The sequence below is a fragment of the Fictibacillus sp. NRS-1165 genome (assembly GCF_050468105.1).
Classification (GTDB): Bacteria; Bacillota; Bacilli; order Bacillales; family Fictibacillaceae; genus Fictibacillus_C; species Fictibacillus_C terrinigri.
In genome coordinates this window covers 76928-97983 of record NZ_JBDPNU010000044.1, presented here as the reverse complement: position 1 = coordinate 97983, position 21056 = coordinate 76928, and the positions used below count along the sequence as shown (strand labels likewise).

Below are 21056 nucleotides of genomic sequence, written 5' to 3'. Positions count from 1 at the left end.
TTGCTATACTCCGGAATAGGCCATGAAGCCTCCGTCAACAGGAACCGTGATGCCAGTAACGAAACCTGAACAGGATTCATCAGCTAGCCAGAGCAGTGTTCCGAGCAGATCCTCCGGCTTCCCAAACCGCTTCATAGGGGTGCCGGAAATTATCTTTTTGGACCGATCGGTATAACTTCCATCCTTCTTCAAGAGCAATCCCCGGTTTTGCGTCGTTAAAAAGAACCCCGGAGCGATGGCATTCACACGCAAGCCGGTTTCAGCAAAATGGACGGCCATCCACATGGTAAAGTTATTGATCGATGCTTTTGCCGCACTGTAAGCCGGTACCTTTGTCATTGGTGAATAGGCACTCATGGATGAAATGTTGATGATTGCTGGTGATTCTGCCTCCAGCAAGGCCCTTCCGAACACTTGAGACGCAAGAAAAGAGCCGGTAAAGTTGGTAGAGAACACAGTGGAAAATCCGTTCTCATCCATATCAAAGAATGATTTTCCTGAAGCGTCTGCGTCGTACGTCTCAAAATCGGTGATCGCATCGGGATGGTTACCTCCAGCCCCGTTGATCAAAAGATCAATGGAGCCGAACGTTTCCAAAATCTCCTCCTTTGCCTTTTCAAGCGAATTCCGGTTTAATACATCGGTAGAAACAGAAAGGGCGGTGCCGCCAGACTGCCGGATCTCATCGACGACCTTTTGCCCTTTTTCAGCGGTTCGGTTCAGAACGGCCACCTTCATCCCGTGGCGGGCAAGCTCACGGGCCATCTCGGAACAAAGGACCCCGCTGCCGCCGGTGATGACGGCTGTTTTACGGTTTAAGTTTTCATGCACGGGAATCATAGGCCAACTCCTTTTTTGCGATGGACTGATAGGCATCCCATAGACCGTTCAAATACATGATCCCAAGCGCACGGTCATAGAGCCCGTATCCCGGGCGGCACTGTTCACCCCAGATATGGCGCCCATGATCGGGTCTCACATATCCTTCGTATTGCTGTTTGTGAAGCTCCTCTACAACACCCTTGATATTAATCGAGCCATCCTGAGTCAAGTGGGAGGTTTCTACAAAGTCACCATTGTCATAGATTTTGACATTCCGGATATGGGAAAACGGAGCGCTGCCTGCATATTTTCTCGCGATCTCCACCATATCATTGGCAGGGTTGGCACCCATTGAACCCGTACACATCGTAATGCTGTTGGACGGTGAATTTGAGATCGCGCGCAATTTCTCGTAGCTCTTCTCACCTGTTATGATGCGAGGCAAGCCGAAGATCGGCCAGGGCGGATCGTCAGGATGGATGGCCATTTTGATGCCGCACGCTTCTGCCACGGGCAGGATTTCATCCAAAAAGACTTGAAGGTTCGCCCAAAGCTTCTCTTCGTCGACCTCCTTGTAAGCCTCAAAAAGCTCCTTGATCCTCGCCATTTTTTCAGGCTCCCAGCCGGGCAGGGTCAGGTCAGAGGCTTCTGCCACCGTACGGATCAGCTCTTGGGGATTGAGTTTCTCCACTTTGGCTTTTTCAAAAAACAGAGCAGTGGAACCGTCTTCCAATGGGTGAAACATATCTGTTCTTGTCCAGTCAAAGACCGGCATAAAGTTGTAGCAGATGACCTTTACGCCAAATTCGGAAAGATTGCGGATCGTCTGCTTATAATTTTCGATATAATGTCCGCGTTCTTCATTGCCGAGCTTGATCGCTTCATGGACGTTCACGCTTTCTACGACCTCTGCATGAAAGCCGTTGGATTGAATGTATTCCACTTCAGCTTTTATTTCTTCCTTTTCCCATACTTCTCCGACCGGCTTTTCGTGCAGCGCCCAAACGATTCCCTTCACTCCCGGAATTTGTTTGACGTGATCCAGCGTGACGGTATCGTTTCCACGTCCGTACCATCGAAATGTGATATTCATCTTACACCTCCGAATATTGATTCAAAGTATTCATATATTTTCTGCTTAACGAGACAGCTTCTTCATAACCGCCCTTTTGATAGGTTTTCGTAAGATCACTTCCGACACCCACAGCAACAGCTCCTGCTGCTAGCCATTCGTTCATGTTGTTCAAAGAGATTCCTCCCGTAGGCATAATTCGCACGTTCGGCAGAGGACCGTTGACAGAACGGATAAATGAAGGATCAAAGGTATTTGCCGGGAACAGCTTCAGTACATCACACCCGGCCTCAAGCGCGATTGCCATATCGCTGATGTTCATACAGCCCGGCAGATAAGGGACACTATACCGGTTGCAGAGTGCGGCAATCTCTTTTACAAAATGGGAACTGACGATGAATTTTGCTCCGGCTAGAATCGCATGGCGGGCCGTTTCTGAATCCATGACCGAGCCTGCGCCCAAGAGAACGTTCAGTTGCCTCAATTCCTTGAATACATCCTCCACCTGAGGGGTTGTATAAGTCAGCTCTATCGCTGTAATTCCCCCTTCGACGGCTGCTTTGGACACTTCTGCTGCTTCATGACTGTCCTTGCCGCGGATCACAGCCACAACCCGTGATTCCAGGAGCTTGTGTAAAACCGAGTATTTCGGAAGCATCTTCTCTCCTCCTTTAATCAAATGTTATAACCGCTTTTCGAACCTGATCAGGGTGTTCTTCTACAAACCGGAAAGCATCCTGCACATCTGCAAGTGAAAATGAATGAGTCACCAGGCCGCTATGCGTTAATTTTCCTTTGTTCAATAAATCTACTACTTTAGGAAACTGGTACGTTTGCAGCCTGGATCCTGTTACGGTTACTTCTTTTTTTGTAATAGGCAGCTGGGAGATCGTAGACGTTTTTTCATCAAAACCGAGCACGACCACATTCCCCGCCGTGGATACCGCTTCAATGGAAAGTTCAAAGGTCGATGGAAGACAGACGGCATCAATGACGACATTTGCACCCTCACCGTCCGTCCAAACCTTCACCTGCTGCATGACATCCTCTTTCTGTGGATTTACAACGTGATCTGCGCCATTTTCCTTTGCGAAGGCCAATCGCTCTTCGTTTAAATCAGTAATCAAAACAGCGGCCCCAAGCAGTTTGGCCATCTTTAAAATACAGATGCCGATCGGGCCTGCGCCCTGGATCAAAACCGTATCGCCTTTTTCAACCTGGCCTCTCCAGACCGCCTGGGCACCGATCGTGTAGGGCTCTGCCATCACGGTCTCTTCCCATGGCAATGCTGCGTCAACCGCATGCAGCTGTTTTTCCGGCAATACAATCCATTCCCTCATACCGCCATCCTCATGAACCCCAAAAACGGAAAGAGAAGAACAAACATTGGGACGGCCCTTTCGGCACGCATAACATGTGCCGCAATAACGGATAGGTTCTACTACAACATGGTCGCCAGCCCGGAGATGGTGCACGTATGGGCCGACCTCTTCTACTTCTCCAGTGACTTCATGGCCGATCACCCTTGGGAGAGTGGCCAGCGGATTGGTCCCATGATAGATGTGCAGATCGGATCCGCAGATTCCGACCCGCTTTACTTTTACAAGAACATCATCCGCGTTAACGATAGATGGCTTCTCCACTTCCTCGGTCACAAGGTCAAATGCTTTCCTAACTTTAACCGCTTTCATTTTTCTCACCTGCTTTTTAGGAATTCATAAACACTTTCTGCAATCGTAATTCCTTCCACCCGGTTGCGTTCCTCATGCAGCTGTTCGATTTCTCCCGGCACATATACACGTTCGAATCCCGGAGCCGGCTCTGCGTTCTGCAATTCTTCGAGCATTCTGTCCATCTGCTCCAGGAAGACGTCCCTGTCTGTAAAGAACGAAGGGTTGATAGCACAAAAGTAATGGCCGAGTTTTCGCTTTTTGTCCAGGTCGCCGTACATACTGTTAATGTGAGGGCCAAACGCTGCTCCAGCGAGCAGACCGGAGAATACATCAACGATGACGGAAAGCCCATAGCCTTTAGGCCCCCCGAATGTAGAAAGCGAAACGACTTTGTTCGGATCGGTGACGGCTCGGCCGTTTTCGTCCACGCCCCATCCTTCAGGAATCTCTTTCCCTTCTTCCCGGGCCTGAAGAATTTTTCCGAAAGCCACATTGGAAGTTGCCATATCCAAGATAAACGGCTTCTTCAATTTAGATGGTACTCCATAGGCAATCGGGTTGGTTCCCAAGAACGAAGACTTTCCCCCAAAAGGGACCACAATTTTATCCGTGTGGCTCATCGCAATACCGATCAGCTTGGCATCGGCCGCCTTTTGTACGAAATAGCTTAACGCTCCGCAATGACTGCTGTTGACTGCCGTCACCATTCCGACGCCATTTTCCTGCGCCATCTGGATCGCATGGTCCATTGCGATATCGCCTATGACGTGTCCGAATCCATCCTTGCCGTCCACGATTCCCGTCACAGGACCTGTCCCTTTAAAGACCGGTTTTGCTTCAGGATTAATTCCGCCCGCCTTGAGCCGGTTCATATAATGTTCCGTACGAAGTACACCATGTGAATTTACATTCCGCAGATCAGCATGGACGAGCACCTCTGCCACCTTGTCCGCATCATCCCCATTCAAGCCTGCCGAAATCAGCTTCTGTATGACCAGTTCCTTAGCTTCTTCTGCCGAGATTTTAACCGTTCCCATAACTAATAGCCTCCTAGCGTTCAACAACTGCTTCTTTATTGATAAAAGACAAAACTTCCTCCAATAGCGGCAGCCCTTCATTATCACCGGACACGGTGGTCACTAGCGCTCCAACAGCATTGGCTAATTCCAATCGTTGTTCGGGTCCATACCCGTGAAGAAGCGAATACAAGTACCCGGCATCAAATCCATCGCCTGCCCCGACCGTATCGACAGGTTTCACCGGGAAGGCCTCCTTATGCAGCCACTGCCCGTCAGCGTAAAGCGCTGAACCATCAGCACCATCCTTAATGACAAGCTGACCGATCGAGTACCGCTCTGCCAGTGAGGTTAATTCCTTCTCTTCATCACTTCCGATGATGCTCTTAATCTCATCTCTTCCTGTCAGTAAAATATCAATATCTGGAAATAGCGTATGATACGCTGTTCTTGCTTCTTCTATGCTCCACATCTTCAGCCGTATGTTTGGATCAAAGGAAATGATGATTCCTTTTTCTTTAGCGATAGAGATCACCTTTTGAACAATATCCATATTTTTGCGGTGGATCGCTAAAAAGACACCGGTCAGATGGACAACATCAATGCCTTCAAACATCTCAGCCTTTATTTCTTCTGGCTCTAGGGTCAATACAGGTGATTGATGGCGGTAGTAAAAGGTTTTCCCAGATCCATCTTCACGGATTTCCTTCACATTTAAAGAAGTGGGATACCCTTCGACCATGGCAACATCCGTCATATCGACTCCTTCGCCTTTCACAAAAGTATATATCGCTCTTCCAAACTCATCTTTCCCAAGCCGGCTGATCCATTTTGACCGAAGGCCCAGTCTGGCACAGCCGATGGCAAAGTTCAGTTCTGCCCCTCCTACTTTTCGTTCAAAAGCCGAAACAAACCGTAAAGGTCCTGTAGTTGCCGGATTTAAGGTGATCATCGCATCACCGAGCGTTAAGATTCCAAAATTCGTTGACAAATTCATACCCCTTTCTTTTTCTAATCATCCATGGGAGGGTATTTTACAAAATAAGAATTCTACTAAATCGGTTTGGTAAACCGGTTTAGTTGAATTCTAAATGAAAACCCTTACAATTGCAATACTTGTTTTCTACAAATTTTAAAATTTCTGTTTATTACAGTTCGACCATCGCCTTTACAACCTTGGATTCAGGCTGCAGCCATGCACCAAAATCAGCAATCATCCTTTCTAAATTGGACCGATGGGAAATATAAGGCAAAACATCCACTTCCCCATCTCGGACAGCCTTTAACACTTGCTTGAAATCTTCTTCTGTGTCGGCTTCCCATCAATGTGAGTTCCTTTTTATGAAAATCAGGATCAGAAAAGGTACTATCCGTTTTCACCAGGCCGACATAGACCAGAGTTCCTCCGTGGGCTGTATATTCAAACGAATTCATCATTGACCGGGCATTTCCAGTTGCATCATAGACAACGGCCGGCATCTCTCCATTGGTCAGTTCCTTAATGCGCTGAATCGGGTCTTCCAACGCGCTTACTGTTTCAATATGATCCAGCCACTGTCGGCAAAAATCCAGTCTCTCCTGATCGATATCCATCGCAATCACTCTGGCGCCTCTGCTTTTGCAAAACTCATGACGCCAAACCCGATCGGACCTGCTCCTATAACAAGTGCTGTTTCACCCTCCTTTATCCGTGAGCGCCGCACAGCATGTGCCCCGATGCTTAACGGTTCAATAACGGCAGCCTGATCCAAGGTAAGCCCTTCTGCTTTGAGCAGATGATCAGCAGGTACACACATCCATTGTCTCATCCCGCCGTCAGCATGGACTCCCAACACCTTCATGTCTGTACAGCAGTTGGTCTTACCGTTCCTGCAGACTATGCATGAACCGCACTGTATATAAGGAATGACGCTCACCTGATCTCCCCGCTCTAATCCATACACATTCCTGCCAATGGATTCAATAATACCGGATAGCTCATGGCCGAGAATGCGAGGATACGTAAAATAAGGCTGATTCCCCGTAAAGGCATGCAAATCCGTGCCGCATATGCCAACCCGGCGTATGCGGACGAGGGCTTCTCCTTCCTTTGGAACAGGTATTTCATAGTCTTTTAGCTTAAAAGAATGCGGCTCTTCACAAACGATTCCTTTCATCATCGTTTCCTCCCCAGGTCACGGAGGGCAAGAATCACGTTATCATTTTCTCGAATCTGCATGTAATCCTTCATCTCACAACTCCTTTGCTTGAAATGGCAGTGTTTAATCCATGAAGAGCAGCCTTCATCCCTTGTTCCTCAATGGCTGTGAGGTTAGACGCAACAACTGCCGTTAAATCAGGTATTTCAGCAAGATTCGTTCCCCACCACAGTTCATTGGACAACACCTCGCCAGCCAATTCTTCTATCGTGATTTCTTTGTCATCAAATCTTTTCCATAGACTGCAGAATCCTTCTACGACTCCCGGACTGTCGTCCAGCGGGATCTCCTGCTCTCCCCTTTTTCCTTTATAGAAGTAAAGAAGGGCGCTGAGCGCAAATACATGGCGGGAAGGCAGCTTTCCCTTTCGTTTTACAAAGTCCAGTACGGAGGGAACATTCCGTGCTTTGAATTTGGAGATCGCATTCATCGCCAGGCTTCTTAAGAAATGATGAATGTAAGGATTCATGAAACGCTCCATCACTTCCTCCGCATAGACTTTCATCTCATTCTGGGGATCATCCATCGCCGGAATAATTTCTTCTGTGATCAGATCCTTGATAAAAGGGCCTGTTACCTCACCGCTGACAGATTCACCCACTGTACGCAACCCATATAAATAGCAAACAGGAAGCATGGCCGTATGGGCGCCGTTTAAAATACGCACTTTTCGTTCACGGTATTTCGCCAAGTCGTCCACAATAAAGCTGTTCAAACCTGCCTCTTCAAAAGGAAGCTCTTGTTTAAGCCATTCCGGTCCCTGGATCACCCAGAGATAATAGGGTTCGGAAACGACCATAAGCTCATCCCTGTAGCCCAGCTCTTCCTCCTTTTCTTCGCTCGTGTCCTTCGGAAACCCGGGAACAATTCGGTCGACCAAACTCGAACAAAAGGTATTGGCCGATTGAAGCCAATCAATGAATGCCTCCTCCAGATTCCAATGCATCGCATACTTCAGAACGATCTGCTGCAGCTTCGGTCCATTATCCTCAATCAATTCACACGGGATAATGACGCATCCTTTATTGACATCCCCTTGAAAGGCCTGATACCGGTGGTACAAAAAAGCCGTTAATCTTGCCGGAAATCCTTTTTGTGGCCGCTCCTCCAGCCTCGCATCCTCTTCGAACGCAATACCGGCTTCTGTCGCATTGGAAATGATGAAACGAAGCTCTTCTTTTTCAGCCAGTCCTACAAACTTCCCATAATCTGCAGCCAGATCAATGCCGCGGCTGACCGAATGAACCACAACATGCGCGCTCGTCGTCTGCCCGTCCTTGATCCCCTGTAAGTAAAGCGTAAAAAGGCCGTCCTGCTGGTTTAATCGTTCAATTTTGCCAGAACCCCTCGGCTGGACCACGACAGCGCTGCCGTTAAAGCCAGCCTTTTCATTCAGCATCTGGATCTGCCAGTCGGCAAAGCCTCTTAGAAAATTCCCTTCCCCGAACTGAAGCACCCTCTCAGGGTAGACCGGATAATCGGAAAATGCTCGGTTTAATCCTTTCAACAAAAAACCCTCCTTTAATGCACACGTTAACAATAATGTTTTTGAAAAAGCCCAACGGGTTTTTTCAAGCCTTCGAGGATCATGTGAAAATCTCCGAATTTCTAACTATAGCTTTTTACCGAATCTCTGAGGATCAAGGATGTTTTTTCGTAAAGAACTTCACTCTCAGCACTGCTGCCGCCGATGGCAGCAAGAAGACGCTTCGCACCTTTAATGCTGATTTTTTCTACCGGACGCTTAACGGTTGTCAGTCTTGGAGTGGTATACTGCGCAAAACCGATATCATCAAACCCAATGATGGAAATATCTTCAGGAACTTTTAATCCTTTGGCAAACACCGCATTCATGGCACCGATCGCCATATCATCATTGGAACAGAACACGGCAGTAGGAGGCTGCCTCAGTTCCATCAGCTCCTCCATCGCACGGTATCCGCTCTGCATGTCATAATGGCCTTTTACCATATATTCCTTTTGTATCGGAAGCTTATATTCCATAAGAGCCGCCATGTATCCTTCTTTCCGTTCCTGTGAAGATTTAAAACCCTTCTTCCCTTCAATAATGGCGATATCTTTATGCCCATTGGTGATCAGGTATTCAACCGCCTGACGGGAACCCTCTTGATCATCTGACAGCAGGTTGATGATATCTTGGCCCTGGATTTCGCGGTTGAGTACAACGAGCGGAATGTTCTTTTGAAGGACGTGATAAATGAACGTATTGTCGGTCTCACTCTGGCTCATTAGAATGATGCCGTCGAACCTCATGTTATTGATGGAAGTGAAATCATCATAATCGTCGATTCCCCGTACGAACAGGTTAAAATCCTGGCTGATCACACTGTTGACGCCTTTGATTGTGTCTGCCAAAAAGCTCGGCGAGGTTCCGTTGCTGATGCTCGTAAAAAACAGCCCAATCGTATGGGATTTTTGCATGACCAGGTTTTTCGCATTGTAATTTGGCGTATAGTTCAGATGGGAGGCAATCTCAAGTATTTTTCGTTTTGTCGGTTCCTTAATTAAAGGGCTATTATTCAATGCTCTCGAAACCGTTGTATGAGAAACATTAGCCAATTTTGCGATGTCTTTTATCGTTACCATGTCTTTTCATCCTTTTGCATCCTCTTAGGAAAACCGTTTTTTCTATTCTATCACGATGTACCCCATACCCAAACTGTAGATGATCACGTTTTCAAAATGAGTTATCCCTTTTGATGCCCAAAGCCATATGAGACCTTTTCCTTAAGGGAAAGCGGCTTTGCTGCCTCAGCAGGCATAACGTCTTTTGCCGGTGCAGTACTCATGTTTCACCCCTGTTATTATTTGATTTTAAGTCAAGAGATTCTCATTTCTTTTTACGGTTTCACACCGATGCAGGACGGCCTGCCTCTTTGTCTTGAAACTGAAAATATTCCTTCGCATTTTCATAGGAAATCCCTTGTACGATGGAGCCCAAAAGCTCCAAATCTTCCGGTACCTCTCCATCTTCCACCCATTCTCCAATCAGATTGCAGACAATTCTTCTAAAATACTCATGCCGCGTATACGATAGAAAACTTCGGGAATCCGTCAGCATCCCGATAAACCGGCTGAAAAGTCCAACGTTGGACAGCGCTTTCATTTGATCCAGCATTCCATCCTTCGTATCGTTAAACCACCAGGCGGTTCCATACTGAATCTTTCCGGGTGTGATGCCATCCTGAAAACTATTAATCATACTGGCGATCACATAGTTGTCCTTTGGGTTCAGAGAATAGAGAACGGTTTTTGGCAGTTTGCCGACACGGTCCAGCGAATCCAGCAGCTGAACGAGCGGTTTCGCAACTTCGCCATCATTCATGGCATCATAGCCCGTGTCAGGACCAAGCAGCTTAAACATCTTCGTGTTATTGTTTCGGAGTGCATTAATATGGAACTGCATCGCCCAATCCAATTCCGCGTACAGCTTCCCTAGGAACTGCAGCGTATAGGTCTTGTATTTCTTCTCCTCCTCATGGGTCACCTGTGTTCCCGACAATCGCCTTTTAAAGATTTCAGATACTTCCGCTAGGGTCGTTTCTTCATAGATCATGGAATCTATCGCATGGTCCGAAACCCTTCCTCCAAGTGAATGGAAATAGTGAACTCTCGATTCCAGTGATTCCAGAAAATCGCCGTAGGATTCGATCGTATGTCCAGCCGCTTCTGCAAGCTTTTCGACCCACGGAAGGAACGTATCGCGGTTGATCTCAAGCCCCTTATCCGGCCGAAAGCCGGGCAGAATGCTGACCGGAAAATCTTTAGTCTCTTTTAAAAGGGCATGGTACTCGAGTGTATCTGTCGGATCATCCGTTGTGCAGATCACCTTTACATTAGAACGGGTGATGAGTTCTCTTGCTCCAAACCCTCCACCGCTTAACAGGGCGTTTGTCCGCTCCCAGATCTCCGGGGCACTCTTTTCATTTACAATGTCATGGATTCCAAAGAAACGCTGCAGCTCCAAATGGGTCCAGTTGTATAATGGATTCCCGATCGTCATCGGAACAGTTTTGGCCCACGCCATAAACTTATCGTAATCTGAAGCAGTCCCCGTAATGTACTCTTCGGATATACCATTTGCCCTCATGACACGCCATTTATAATGATCACCAGATAACCACACATCCGTAATATTCTTGAATGTTTTATTTTCATAGATTTCCTTAGGACTTAAATGGCAGTGGTAATCAATAATCGGCATCTTGCCTGCATAGTCATGATAAAGTACCTTTGCTGTCTCATTCTTAAGCAGAAAATCCTCGTCCATAAACTTTCCCATCATTTCACCATCTTTCTTGTTTAATAATGTTAACGCTACCATTTTTCGGATAAAAGAAACGGTTTCTCCTGGGTATTTCGAGAATCGCCGTTAAGGAGCAATCGGTTTGTTAACGTTAACATTTCCGATGTGGTTTATTGTACAATGCCCCCTGCTGAAGTACAATACTTTTTGAAAATTTTCCGACTTTTCATCGGATCAAACATCATGATTGGCCACATTAGCACACAAACTGGGTATGAGAAAGCAAGATTAAGAAAGATTTCACTTCCTTTAACTTATAGAATTTCATTAGTAAATATTATTAAAGGAAGTGTAAGAATGCATAAAACCATGAGCAGGAAATCCCAAAAAGAATACGTTATCAAATTCAGAATCATTATTTATGATGGCCTCCCAATATTCAGCAGGAAATTTTGCTTTTCCTAAATCTCTCATGGTATCCCCTCAAGGAAATTATATCCCAATCACTAATGAAAAAGGATGATAACAAAATTAGATTTAAAACTCTGGCTGTTTCTCTAGAATCCGCCTTTTACAATACGAGAGGGTGTCACATCGCAATGCGGCACCCTCTCCCCCCTTATCTTTTTGCCATAATCGCCATCGTGCAGCGGGAAACACAGACGAGCTTTCCTTCCTCATCCGTAATCTTGATATCCCAGATCATCGATGTTCTGCCTTAATGGAGAGGTATGGCTGTGGCCGTAACGATCCCGTCACGCTTGCCGCGCAGATGGTTCGCGTTGATCTCCATGCCAACCGCCATCTCCGTTTCCTCATCAATAAAATGATAGGTTCCAACACTTGCAATGGTTTCCGCAAGTGCGACAGACGCTGCGCCGTGAAGCAGACCGAACGGCTGATGGGTCGCGGCGTGGACCGGCATAGTAGCTACTGCTTTTTCATCTGACAGTTCCACAATTTCAATCCCAAGCGCGCCCAGCATCGTATCCTCTAAATTTTTCATCTCCATCCCTCTGCACCCCTTATGTAAAATTGACTATATCTTCAGAATATAGGACATGAGCCGGGCGACAAGAAAAAAGCAGGGGGTATCCATCGTCCTCCAAAATGTTGCATACGTGATTTTCCCCTTTTCATGCTGAAGCATCCTGTTAAAAATTTCCATCTCGAATCACTTTTTGTAAAAATGCAGTCACACTTTTAAGGGGAAATCGCTTACAATGGAAATAACAATAAACAAGGAGGAATTTAAATGAAAAACACGAGAACTCAATCACTCCAAGCATATGAGGGTGGAACACGTTCTTAAAGGGTAACGGTGTACCCCCTTATGTGTGCCTAGCTCAAAACACAAAGGGGTAAAACATGCATTTTCCAATAAAAAAATTTCTCTCGTATTACAGACCATATTTACGTTTGTTTCTTACGGTGCTGGCGTGTGCGTTTATCGCATCCGCTGTCACCCTGGTCATTCCGCTGCTCGTACGGTACATTACAAAAGATGTTCTTGAGGGAGACTTGTCCATTGCACTGGGCAAAGTGTACTGGATTGGCGGATTGATGCTCATTTTAGTCGCCATTCAGAATATCGGTAACTACGTAGTGGACTACAAAGGCCATGAAGTCGGCGGAAGGATGGAACGAGACTTGCGCAGCGAGCTGTTCGCGCATATGCAAAAGCTCTCCTTTAGCTTTTACGATAAGGAGAAGACCGGCCAGCTCATGTCCCGAATCACGAATGACCTGCTGCTGCTTTCCGAGCTGTACCATCACGGTCCCGAGGACTACCTGAAGTATCTCGTCCGTTTTATCGGAGCCTTCGTGATCCTGTTCATGATCAATGCACCATTAACGCTCGCTGTCTTCTGTTTCTTGCCGATCATCGGTGTCTTTTCCCTCGTTCTTAATAAATGGCTCAACCGGGCATATAAAAGAAACAAAGAGCGGATTGCAGACGTGAACGCACAGGTCGAGGACAGCCTTTCCGGAATCCGGGTCGTACAATCTTTCGCCAATGAGCAGGCAGAAATCAGGAAGTTTAATCAGGAAAATCAGCGGTTCTTCGAAAGCCGAAAAAGTACGTACAAAGCGGAAGCCATCTACTACGATGGTATTGAAACGCTCATTCAGCTGATTACAATCACGGTGATTGTGTTCGGCAGTGCCAGTATTGTTCATCACAAGCTGGATCTGGCGGATCTCATCACGTTTCTGCTGTACATCGGCTATATGGTCGAACCGATTCAAAAGCTGACCCATATGAGCACCCAGCTACAAGAAGGAATAACCGGCTTCCAGCGCTTTATGGAAATCATGAATGTGAATCCGGCGATCGAGAGTAAGCGAGATGCCGTGAAACTTGATAGGGTGAATGGCGAGATATCGTTCAAGAATGTTTCTTTCCGTTACGATGATGATTTCGCTCCTGTCTTCGCCGATTTATCGCTGCGGGTACACCCGGGTGAATACGTCTCATTGGTTGGTCCGTCGGGTGCGGGAAAAACGACACTATGCTCGCTCATCCCCCGCTTTTATGATGTATCAGAGGGTGAGGTTCTTGTAGACGGGTGGAATGTCCGTGACATTGACCTGAAGTCCTTACGAAATCAAATCGGTATCGTTCAGCAGGATGTGTACCTTTTCTCGGGGGCAGTGATGGATAACATTCGCTATGGAAAACCGGGGGCGAGTGACGAGGAAATTGTGGCGGCAGCCAAGCGAGCCAATGCCCATGACTTTATCATGAACCTGCCCAACGGCTATCACTCCGAAATCGGGCAGCGCGGCGTCAGGCTTTCCGGCGGCCAAAAACAGCGATTGAGCATCGCCCGTGTGTTCTTAAAAAACCCGCCAGTCCTCATATTAGATGAGGCAACGAGCGCACTGGATAACGAGAGTGAGAGCATCATTAAAGATTCACTCGAACACTTAGCAAAAGGGCGTACAACGATCGTCATCGCACATCGCCTGTCCACGATTCGCAAGGAAGAGCGGATCATCGTCTTAACTGAAGATGGCATTGTGGAAGAAGGCACACACGAGGCATTGCTTGCTCGAGATGGTGTCTATGCTCATCTGTACGCCAAACAGTTTGAATTACAGGTATAATGATTTTAAGAAATCGGCTCACGCAGGCGCGGAGGCCGATTTTTTTGGTTGTTCTGTCCTAGGACAAGTCCTGAACGCCTGCATATACTATAGGAATCCTAGGGGGGAACAGCAGAATGTTCAATTATAAATTAAGAGAACAGTTTCTTTTTGTCGCCAGTGACGAAACTATTGCTTGTATTTTAAAAGAGCTTGAGGACCTAGGCGGAAACATCACGGCTTTTGAACAGACACGTGCGGCGGGAAACAGGAATTTCCTGAATACAGTGAGGCTGGTCGCTGGAAGTGCTGAAGATAAAAGCTGCGAGGATCTTTGGAACCTGAAAAAGATCCTCAAAAAGTTTAGTGTATGCTATAGGCAGAAAACCATCATTCAATTTATTTTGACACCAGGCATACCTGGTCAGATTAGTGCGATTTACCATCTGCTGTGGTGCAGAGTATGTATTAATTCCATCTACATCGGAGAAGACAACACCTTATATATGGCCGTGTCAGATATTGAAAAGGCACATCGTATTCTATCCAATCCAAACAGCAAGCCTTGCCGAAAAATGGACTAAATAGCAAAAGGCACAACCCTCGGGTTGTGCCTTTTGCTTTTTACCCGTTCTTCTGGAGCTCGTTCACCGTCACGAACTTGTAGCCCTTTTTGGATAACACGTCCAATGTCTTCTCTATCGATCCTGCTCATTGCCGGATCTGTCGTACATCGGATGGAACAGTATGATCGAGCCCGGTTTCACATTTTTGGTGACATAACGGACTTTATCAGAGACGGCCGTATAGTATGTATCCGGTTCAAGGTTCCATGTGATCGTATCCATATTGAGTTTGTTCGTGTAATAAGGCAGTCCGATCAGTTTCTTGCCGTTGGGCGGCCGGAAGTCGATCGTCCCCTCGTACCCTGTCTGGCGGATCAGCGCATTTGTTTTCTTCAGCTCCTGCTTGATAAAGGACGGTGACTTGAGCACCATCCGCTTGTGGGAATAGGTGTGATTGCCGATCTGATGGCCGGCTTTTGCAATCCTCTTCCCTTCTTCCATATTCTTCTCAAGTTCATTTCCGATCAGAAAAAAGGTCCCTTTGGTGTGGTATCGTTCGAGAATCGGCAGCAGCTTGTCCACATTCATTGTCGGGCCGTCATCAAACGTGATCGCAACTACTTTTTGCTTGGTTTCCACATGGCTTGTCAACCCGCCAACAGCTGGAAATTGCGGGCGTTCATTAATTTATAGGTGCCTGCCAATACGAGAAAAAGAATCAGAAACACCATTAGAATACGTATATATTTTTTCATTGGCGACCTCGGGTGTTTTATATATTTTTCTCCATTATACCAAATGGAATTGAGAGTTGATCGCGTTTGATATAATGAGATATAAAAAGTCAGGATGGTAGGTGAATCCGTCATGCGCTTTGAGGAACGGGCTTATAAATACGAATACAAGCTAAGCGACACAGACGACCAAATCATAGAATACATTTCACATCATAAGAACAAAGTGGTGAGTTTATCCATACAGGCATTAGCAGCCGAACTGTTCACAGTCCCCAATACGATCACTCGCTTTGCGAAAAAGCTGGGTTATGACGGCTACTCCCAACTGAAAAATAACCTTAAAGAGGAATTACAAAGTGAAACTCTACAAGAAAACGGACCCCATGTGAATCTGAAAAAGACCATTGACCTGATTGATTCAGAAAAACTCGTTCAAGTCATTAAATGGCTGCAGGAAGCAAAAAGAGTGCTCTTTTTCGGCGTTGGCGATACAGCACCCTTTTGCGAGATGATGGTGAAAAATCTGAAGGTATCAGGAAAGAAAGCAGATTTTGAAATACATCGCCATGAGACCATGCATGAAATTAATCGGATGGAAACAGACGATGTTCTGTTTTTGATCAGTTTATCCGGTGAGACGCCGCAAGTACTTGAGATGGCGGCGCTTGCCCGAGAAAGAAATGTGAAAATTATTTCCCTCACCCATTTCAAACAGACCTCTCTGCATAGGTTAGCTCATCTTCACTTATATTGCTACGCTCCAAGAGAAGAGCTAAACGGCTATAACATTACAGACCGAATGCCAATTATGATCATACTGAGGGCCCTGTCAGAAACTTACTGGAAGGCTAATCAAAACTAGGTTCAAAACCGACAAGACATCTGTGTATAATTACACATGAAAGCGCTATTTTTAAAAAACCCAGTGTACAAATAAGAAGAAAAATTCTTCTTATTTTTTTTATGCTAGTATGAAGGCACATTACGAAAGAACCAAGATAAGGGAGGTTCCATTATGTTGCTGCAGAGGCTTACTTCTCCAGATTTAATCAGTACAAAACAAGCCTTTCATTCCAAAGATGAAATGATCAAATATATGGTTGACAGGTTGGACGAGCAAGGCAAACTCCATTCTAAAGAAGAATTTTACCAGGCAGTAATGGACCGGGAGGTTTTATCTCCTACTGGATTTGAAGGCGGTTTAGCCATTCCGCACGGAAAATCAACGGCTGTAAAAGAAGCCGCCTTCGCTGTTATTACACTGGACGAGCCGATCAAAACATGGGAGAGCATCGATCCGTCCAATGAAGTGGAATTGATCTTTTTACTGGCGATTCCTGAAACTGAGGCAGGCTCTACTCACCTTTCGCTTTTAGCTGAACTCGTGACCCGTTTATCGAATGAAGAGTATAAGAACGAGCTGCTTCACTCCACATCCAATCATGATCTCTTTCAAAAACTCGATCCACAAAGAGAGCCAAAAGCAGCGGATCAGCAAGGACAAAGCCTCAGCAAGACCATTCTTGCCGTTACCGCCTGCCCGGCAGGCATTGCACATACGTACATGGCTGCTGAAGCCCTGGTCAAGGCCGGAAACGAACTTGGCGTAAACGTGATCGTTGAGAAGCAAGGCGCCAACGGTATTGACGGCAAACACACCCATGCTCAATTGCAGCAAGCCCATGCTGTCATTTTTGCAACGGATGTAGCAGTCAAAGATGAAATACGGTACAGCCACCTGCCAAAGGTGAAAACTTCTGTTGCTGCCCCGCTTAAAAAGGCAAAGGATATTGTCAATCAAGCGCTGGCTAAATCTGAAAGCGGTAACAGAAAAGAGTTCTCTCTTGAAACAAAAGAAAATGACAGCAAGGGCTTTAAAACAGAGATCAAGGACTCCATCTTAACTGGTATCTCCTACATTATTCCGGTCATCGTTGCCGGGGGAATGACACTCGCTGCAGCTGTACTGTTTTCTCAGGCCTTTGATCTGCAGGGCCTCTTCAACGAGGAAGGATCATGGCTCTGGCTGTTAAGACAGCTTGGGGGAACATTGCTTGGAACAATGATGGTTCCCATTCTATCAGCCTACATGGCCTATTCCATTTCCGATAAACCTGCACTGGGCCCCGGGTTCGCTGCAGGGGTTGCCGCCAACTTGATCGGCAGTGGTTTTCTAGGAGGTATGCTAGGCGGAATCTTGGCTGGTTATTTCATAAAATCCCTGAAGAATACGGTCAAACCTAAAGGGACGTTCGCTGGTTTTATCAGCTTCTGGCTGTATCCCGTCGTCGGAACGCTCGTCGTTGGATCGATCATGCTTTTTGTTATCGGCAAGCCATTGGCTTTCGTCAACGAAGGTCTGATCGACTGGCTGAAAGGCATGTCTGGCACAAACGCCTTGATTATGGGTGCCATCATCGGTGCCATGGTTTCCTTTGATCTGGGGGGACCCGTGAATAAAGCAGCTTACACGTTCTGTATTGGCGCGATGGCGAGCGGAAATATTGTCCCTTATGCAACGTTCGCCTCTGTCAAAATGGTCTCCGCGTTTTCGGTAACAGGGGCAACCATTCTCGGAAAAAAACATTTTACAAAAGCCGAACAGGAAATCGGAAAGCAAACCTGGCTGCTCGGCTTAGCGGGGATTACGGAAGGAGCCATTCCGTTTATGATCAATGATCCTTTACGCGTCATTCCGTCATTGATTGCTGGATCTGCCGTTACAGGAGCCATCGTTTCCTACTTCCACATCGGATTAAATGTACCGGGCGCAGGCATCTTCTCTCTTGCTTTATTAAAAGGGCAGCCATTACTTGCAGCTGGCGGCATCTGGTTTGGAGCAGCTCTTATCGGAGGAGCCATCTCAATGGTTTTATTGATCGCAACCCGGCAAAGAAAAATGCGAAAAGAGAAACAGTCATCACAAGCTGCGGCTTAATGTGAAATCAAAAGAGAAAATTGGAGGACATCATGAAAAACGTTCATATCGTTCCCCATATGCATTGGGATAGAGAGTGGTATTTTTCAACGGAGGAATCTCGAATATTGCTTGTCAACAACATGGAAGAAATCCTGGAGATGCTCGAATCGAATCCTGAGTATCCCCACTATGTTCTCGACGGACAGACTGCCATACTCGAAGACTATTTCGCCATCAAACCCGAGAACAAAGATCGAGTGAAAAAACTTGTTCAGGAAGGCAGGCTGATTATCGGACCGTGGTATACCCAAACAGATGAAATGGTGGTAGGTGGAGAATCCATCGTGCGCAATCTCCTCTATGGACTGAAGGATTGCGAAGAATTCGGGAGTCCGATGATGATCGGCTATCTGCCCGATTCATTCGGACAATCGTCACAAATGCCACAGATCTTAAACGGCTTTGACATTAAGTACTCTATTTTCTGGCGGGGAACTTCTGAGCGCCACGGTACGGACAAAACAGAATTTTATTGGGAGACAGACGAAGGTTCAAAGGTCCTCGTTCAGTTGTTTCCACTGGGCTATGCCATCGGTAAATATTTGCCTGAGGATGAGGAGAAGCTTCAGGAACGTATCAATAAATATTTCGCCGTACTGGATCGCGGAGCAACAACCGGGAACATCATACTGCCAAACGGACATGACCAGATGCCGATTCAGAAGAATATCTTTACGATTATGGAAAAACTGCGAAAGCTATATCCAGACCGTGAATTCTTTTTAAGCCGCTATGAAAATATTTTTGCGGAGCTTGAAAGAAATCAAGAACTTCCAACGTTAACAGGCGAATTCCTGGACGGAAAATATTCCCGTGTTCACCGCAGCATCTACTCTACCCGCATGGACATCAAGGCAGCCAATACCAGGATTGAGAACAAGATCACCAATATTTTAGAACCGCTCGCTTCCCTGGCATACAGTCTTGGCTTTGAGTATCATCACGGGCTGATCGAGCCGATCTGGAAAGAGATCATGAAGAACCATGCTCACGACAGTATCGGATGCTGCTGCTCGGACAAGGTGCATCAGGAAATATCCAACCGTTTTTTCCTTGCAGAGGAAAAAGTCGACCAGCTCATTCACTTTTATAAACGCAAGATTGTGGATTCAATGGCTACAGAAACGGAACAGGACCGCCTTTGCGCTTTCAACCTGCTGCCATATGAGCGCGAGGATGTGATGACTGCCAGTGTCATTTCTAAACTGGGCTCCTTTAAACTGGTGGATGAAAATAATGCTGAGCTGGAATTTGAGGTTCTGGACCAGGAAATTATGGATCCGGGCTTAATCGACCGCCAAATCGTTCATTATGGAAACTATGATCCTTTTATCAAGTACACCATTCAATTGAAAGACCGTATTCCAGCCATGGGATATAAAACATATTTTGTGACGGAAAGTGACACGGAAGTGAGAAGCTCTGAATCTGCAGTCGATCAAGTGGAAACGGACTTTTATAAAATCACCGTCAATCCGAACGGAACACTAAATATTTTCGATAAAAAACTAAACAAGCGTTTCAGTAATATCCTGATGCTGGAGGATGGCGGAGATGACGGTGATGAGTACGACTTCTCCCCCCTGCCAGACGAAAAGCTGATCTACAGTGATAAAGCAAAAGCGGATGTGAATATTAAACAGAATCAATTTGAAGCTGTTATTACCATTCGATACAGCCTGACTGTTCCGGAAAACCTGGACGATCGAAAGAACCTGTTGGCAAACAGCTCTGTTGATGTTCAGATCACTGTAACGGTTGCTCATCATAAGCCGATCATTAAGGTCGCTTTTGATATCGATAACCATGCAAAAGATCATCGGTTGAGAGCGCTGATTCCAACGGGCATTGCTTCCTCCTTCTCTGTTTCCGATAATCAATTTGGATCAATTACGCGCCATGTTATCGATGAAGCGATGGATATTTGGGAAGAGGAAGACTGGGACGAACGTCCTGACAGCATTTATCCGATGCTGACATATGCTGGTTTATCGGACAAGGAATATGGCGTTAGTCTTTTGACAAACAGCTCGCGGGAATATGAAATTGTCGGTGAGGAGTATGACACCATTGCGGTTACACTGTTTAGAAGTGTGGGTGTTCTCGGAAAGGAAAATATGCTGAGAAGGCCAGGACGTCCTTCTGGTATTAAACTTCCGACACCTGACTCACAATTGCTTGGGAGGATTTCTTTGGACTTCTCACTTTTGATTCATTCAGACTCTACGCTGAAAGCAAATGTGGCACGAATGGCGAAAGAGTATCTCACACCGATCCATTTCTATAACAAGATCCCGTTCAACGCCATGAAGCTGAACAATGCAGAAATAAAAACTCCGCTCAGCTACAGCTTCTTAAACGAGGTACAGCCTGGTGCCGTGCTGAGCACGCTGAAAAAAGCAGAAAAAGAAGATCGCTATGTGCTGCGATTTTACAATGCAACGGACGAAGAAATCTCCGCGTCTTTTGAAGCACGGCATGCTGTGGAAGAAGCACAGTTGGCCAATTTGAATGAACAGCCGATGAAACTTCTAAAAGTACAAAACAACACGTTTGGAACTCGGGTTCGAACTAATCAAGTAAGAACAATTCTATTTTAAACACGAAAAAGGCCTCTGATGGGGCCTTTTCATTT

At 46.2% G+C, this 21056-nt stretch carries 15 protein-coding genes and 3 pseudogenes; 5 read left to right on the top strand and 13 right to left on the bottom strand.

Features of this window, described 5'->3' with window-relative positions; genetic code table 11:
* Window positions 1-3 precede the first annotated feature (3 nt).
* The 12 genes and pseudogenes from ABHN01_RS19110 to ABHN01_RS19055 all read right to left on the bottom strand — a co-directional run bounded on the left by ABHN01_RS19110 (window position 4) and on the right by ABHN01_RS19055 (window position 12060).
* Entirely contained in the window at window positions 4-840 is an 837-nt protein-coding gene (locus tag ABHN01_RS19110; RefSeq protein ID WP_429876829.1) for an SDR family oxidoreductase, read from the bottom strand.
* Window positions 824-1915, bottom strand: a complete 1092-nt coding sequence (gene uxuA, locus ABHN01_RS19105; RefSeq protein ID WP_429876828.1) for a mannonate dehydratase — start codon at window positions 1913-1915, stop codon at window positions 824-826. Before uxuA ends, ABHN01_RS19110 begins: the two co-directional genes overlap by 17 nt.
* A gap of 1 nt (window position 1916) precedes the next feature.
* The gene (locus ABHN01_RS19100) at window positions 1917-2552 is read right to left on the bottom strand and encodes a bifunctional 2-keto-4-hydroxyglutarate aldolase/2-keto-3-deoxy-6-phosphogluconate aldolase (RefSeq protein WP_429876827.1); all 636 of its coding nucleotides are present in this window, start codon (window positions 2550-2552) and stop codon (window positions 1917-1919) included.
* Window positions 2553-2565: 13 nt separating this feature from the next.
* On the bottom strand, window positions 2566-3585 hold the full coding sequence (locus ABHN01_RS19095; RefSeq protein WP_429876826.1) for a zinc-binding alcohol dehydrogenase family protein: 1020 nt from the start codon (window positions 3583-3585) through the stop codon (window positions 2566-2568).
* A 5-nt stretch (window positions 3586-3590) separates the two neighbouring features.
* Window positions 3591-4604, bottom strand: a complete 1014-nt coding sequence (gene allD / locus ABHN01_RS19090) for an ureidoglycolate dehydrogenase (RefSeq protein ID WP_290397991.1) — start codon at window positions 4602-4604, stop codon at window positions 3591-3593.
* Window positions 4605-4617: 13 nt separating this feature from the next.
* Window positions 4618-5580 (bottom strand): sugar kinase, encoded by a 963-nt coding sequence (locus ABHN01_RS19085; RefSeq protein ID WP_429876825.1) that lies wholly within the window; start codon window positions 5578-5580, stop codon window positions 4618-4620.
* Window positions 5581-5731: 151 nt separating this feature from the next.
* Window positions 5732-6739, bottom strand: a pseudogene (locus ABHN01_RS19080) (zinc-binding alcohol dehydrogenase family protein).
* A gap of 70 nt (window positions 6740-6809) precedes the next feature.
* On the bottom strand, window positions 6810-8288 hold the full coding sequence (locus ABHN01_RS19075) for a tagaturonate reductase (RefSeq protein WP_429876824.1): 1479 nt from the start codon (window positions 8286-8288) through the stop codon (window positions 6810-6812).
* A gap of 101 nt (window positions 8289-8389) precedes the next feature.
* Window positions 8390-9388 (bottom strand): LacI family DNA-binding transcriptional regulator, encoded by a 999-nt coding sequence (locus ABHN01_RS19070; protein ID WP_429876823.1) that lies wholly within the window; start codon window positions 9386-9388, stop codon window positions 8390-8392.
* Between the two features lie 262 nt (window positions 9389-9650).
* A complete protein-coding gene (uxaC, locus tag ABHN01_RS19065; protein WP_429876822.1) occupies window positions 9651-11084 on the bottom strand; it encodes a glucuronate isomerase in 1434 nt (477 codons plus the stop codon).
* A 291-nt stretch (window positions 11085-11375) separates the two neighbouring features.
* Entirely contained in the window at window positions 11376-11522 is a 147-nt protein-coding gene (locus ABHN01_RS19060) for a hypothetical protein (protein WP_429876821.1), read from the bottom strand.
* Window positions 11523-11667: 145 nt separating this feature from the next.
* Window positions 11668-12060: pseudogene (locus tag ABHN01_RS19055) on the bottom strand (hotdog fold thioesterase).
* 356 nt (window positions 12061-12416) lie between these two features.
* Here ABHN01_RS19055 and ABHN01_RS19050 point away from each other — a divergent pair.
* Both ABHN01_RS19050 and ABHN01_RS19045 read left to right on the top strand, forming a co-directional pair.
* Window positions 12417-14159 carry an ABC transporter ATP-binding protein gene (locus ABHN01_RS19050; protein ID WP_429876820.1) on the top strand — a complete coding sequence of 581 codons (1743 nt, stop codon included), beginning with the start codon at window positions 12417-12419 and terminating at the stop codon, window positions 14157-14159.
* Window positions 14160-14275: 116 nt separating this feature from the next.
* Entirely contained in the window at window positions 14276-14722 is a 447-nt protein-coding gene (locus ABHN01_RS19045) for a hypothetical protein (protein WP_290397985.1), read from the top strand.
* A gap of 40 nt (window positions 14723-14762) precedes the next feature.
* Here ABHN01_RS19045 and ABHN01_RS19040 read toward each other — a convergent pair.
* Window positions 14763-15459 (bottom strand): annotated as a pseudogene (locus tag ABHN01_RS19040) (polysaccharide deacetylase family protein).
* A gap of 112 nt (window positions 15460-15571) precedes the next feature.
* On the opposite strand from ABHN01_RS19040, the gene ABHN01_RS19035 reads away from it, so the two are divergent.
* The 3 genes from ABHN01_RS19035 to mngB all read left to right on the top strand — a co-directional run bounded on the left by ABHN01_RS19035 (window position 15572) and on the right by mngB (window position 21021).
* Entirely contained in the window at window positions 15572-16303 is a 732-nt protein-coding gene (locus ABHN01_RS19035) for a MurR/RpiR family transcriptional regulator (protein ID WP_429876819.1), read from the top strand.
* 153 nt (window positions 16304-16456) lie between these two features.
* Window positions 16457-18379: a PTS 2-O-a-mannosyl-D-glycerate transporter subunit IIABC gene (mngA, locus tag ABHN01_RS19030; RefSeq protein WP_429876818.1), complete on the top strand. Its 1923-nt coding sequence runs from the start codon at window positions 16457-16459 to the stop codon at window positions 18377-18379.
* A gap of 32 nt (window positions 18380-18411) precedes the next feature.
* Window positions 18412-21021, top strand: coding sequence for a mannosylglycerate hydrolase (gene mngB / locus ABHN01_RS19025; protein WP_429876817.1), 2610 nt, complete (start codon window positions 18412-18414; stop codon window positions 21019-21021).
* Window positions 21022-21056: the final 35 nt, after the last annotated feature.

Excerpts from the sequence above, each read along its gene's own strand:
- ABHN01_RS19110 (WP_429876829.1), bottom strand. The coding sequence starts at position 840 with ATGATTCCCGTGCATGAAAACTTAAACCGTAAAACAGCCGTCATCACC.
- uxuA (WP_429876828.1), bottom strand. The coding sequence starts at position 1,915 with ATGAATATCACATTTCGATGGTACGGACGTGGAAACGATACCGTCACG.
- ABHN01_RS19100 (WP_429876827.1), bottom strand. The coding sequence starts at position 2,552 with ATGCTTCCGAAATACTCGGTTTTACACAAGCTCCTGGAATCACGGGTT.
- ABHN01_RS19095 (WP_429876826.1), bottom strand. The coding sequence starts at position 3,585 with ATGAAAGCGGTTAAAGTTAGGAAAGCATTTGACCTTGTGACCGAGGAA.
- allD (WP_290397991.1), bottom strand. The coding sequence starts at position 4,604 with ATGGGAACGGTTAAAATCTCGGCAGAAGAAGCTAAGGAACTGGTCATA.
- ABHN01_RS19085 (WP_429876825.1), bottom strand. The coding sequence starts at position 5,580 with ATGAATTTGTCAACGAATTTTGGAATCTTAACGCTCGGTGATGCGATG.
- ABHN01_RS19070 (WP_429876823.1), bottom strand. The coding sequence starts at position 9,388 with ATGGTAACGATAAAAGACATCGCAAAATTGGCTAATGTTTCTCATACA.
- uxaC (WP_429876822.1), bottom strand. The coding sequence starts at position 11,084 with ATGGGAAAGTTTATGGACGAGGATTTTCTGCTTAAGAATGAGACAGCA.
- ABHN01_RS19060 (WP_429876821.1), bottom strand. The coding sequence starts at position 11,522 with ATGAGAGATTTAGGAAAAGCAAAATTTCCTGCTGAATATTGGGAGGCC.
- ABHN01_RS19050 (WP_429876820.1), top strand. The coding sequence starts at position 12,417 with ATGCATTTTCCAATAAAAAAATTTCTCTCGTATTACAGACCATATTTA.
- ABHN01_RS19045 (WP_290397985.1), top strand. The coding sequence starts at position 14,276 with ATGTTCAATTATAAATTAAGAGAACAGTTTCTTTTTGTCGCCAGTGAC.
- ABHN01_RS19035 (WP_429876819.1), top strand. The coding sequence starts at position 15,572 with ATGCGCTTTGAGGAACGGGCTTATAAATACGAATACAAGCTAAGCGAC.
- mngA (WP_429876818.1), top strand. The coding sequence starts at position 16,457 with ATGTTGCTGCAGAGGCTTACTTCTCCAGATTTAATCAGTACAAAACAA.
- mngB (WP_429876817.1), top strand. The coding sequence starts at position 18,412 with ATGAAAAACGTTCATATCGTTCCCCATATGCATTGGGATAGAGAGTGG.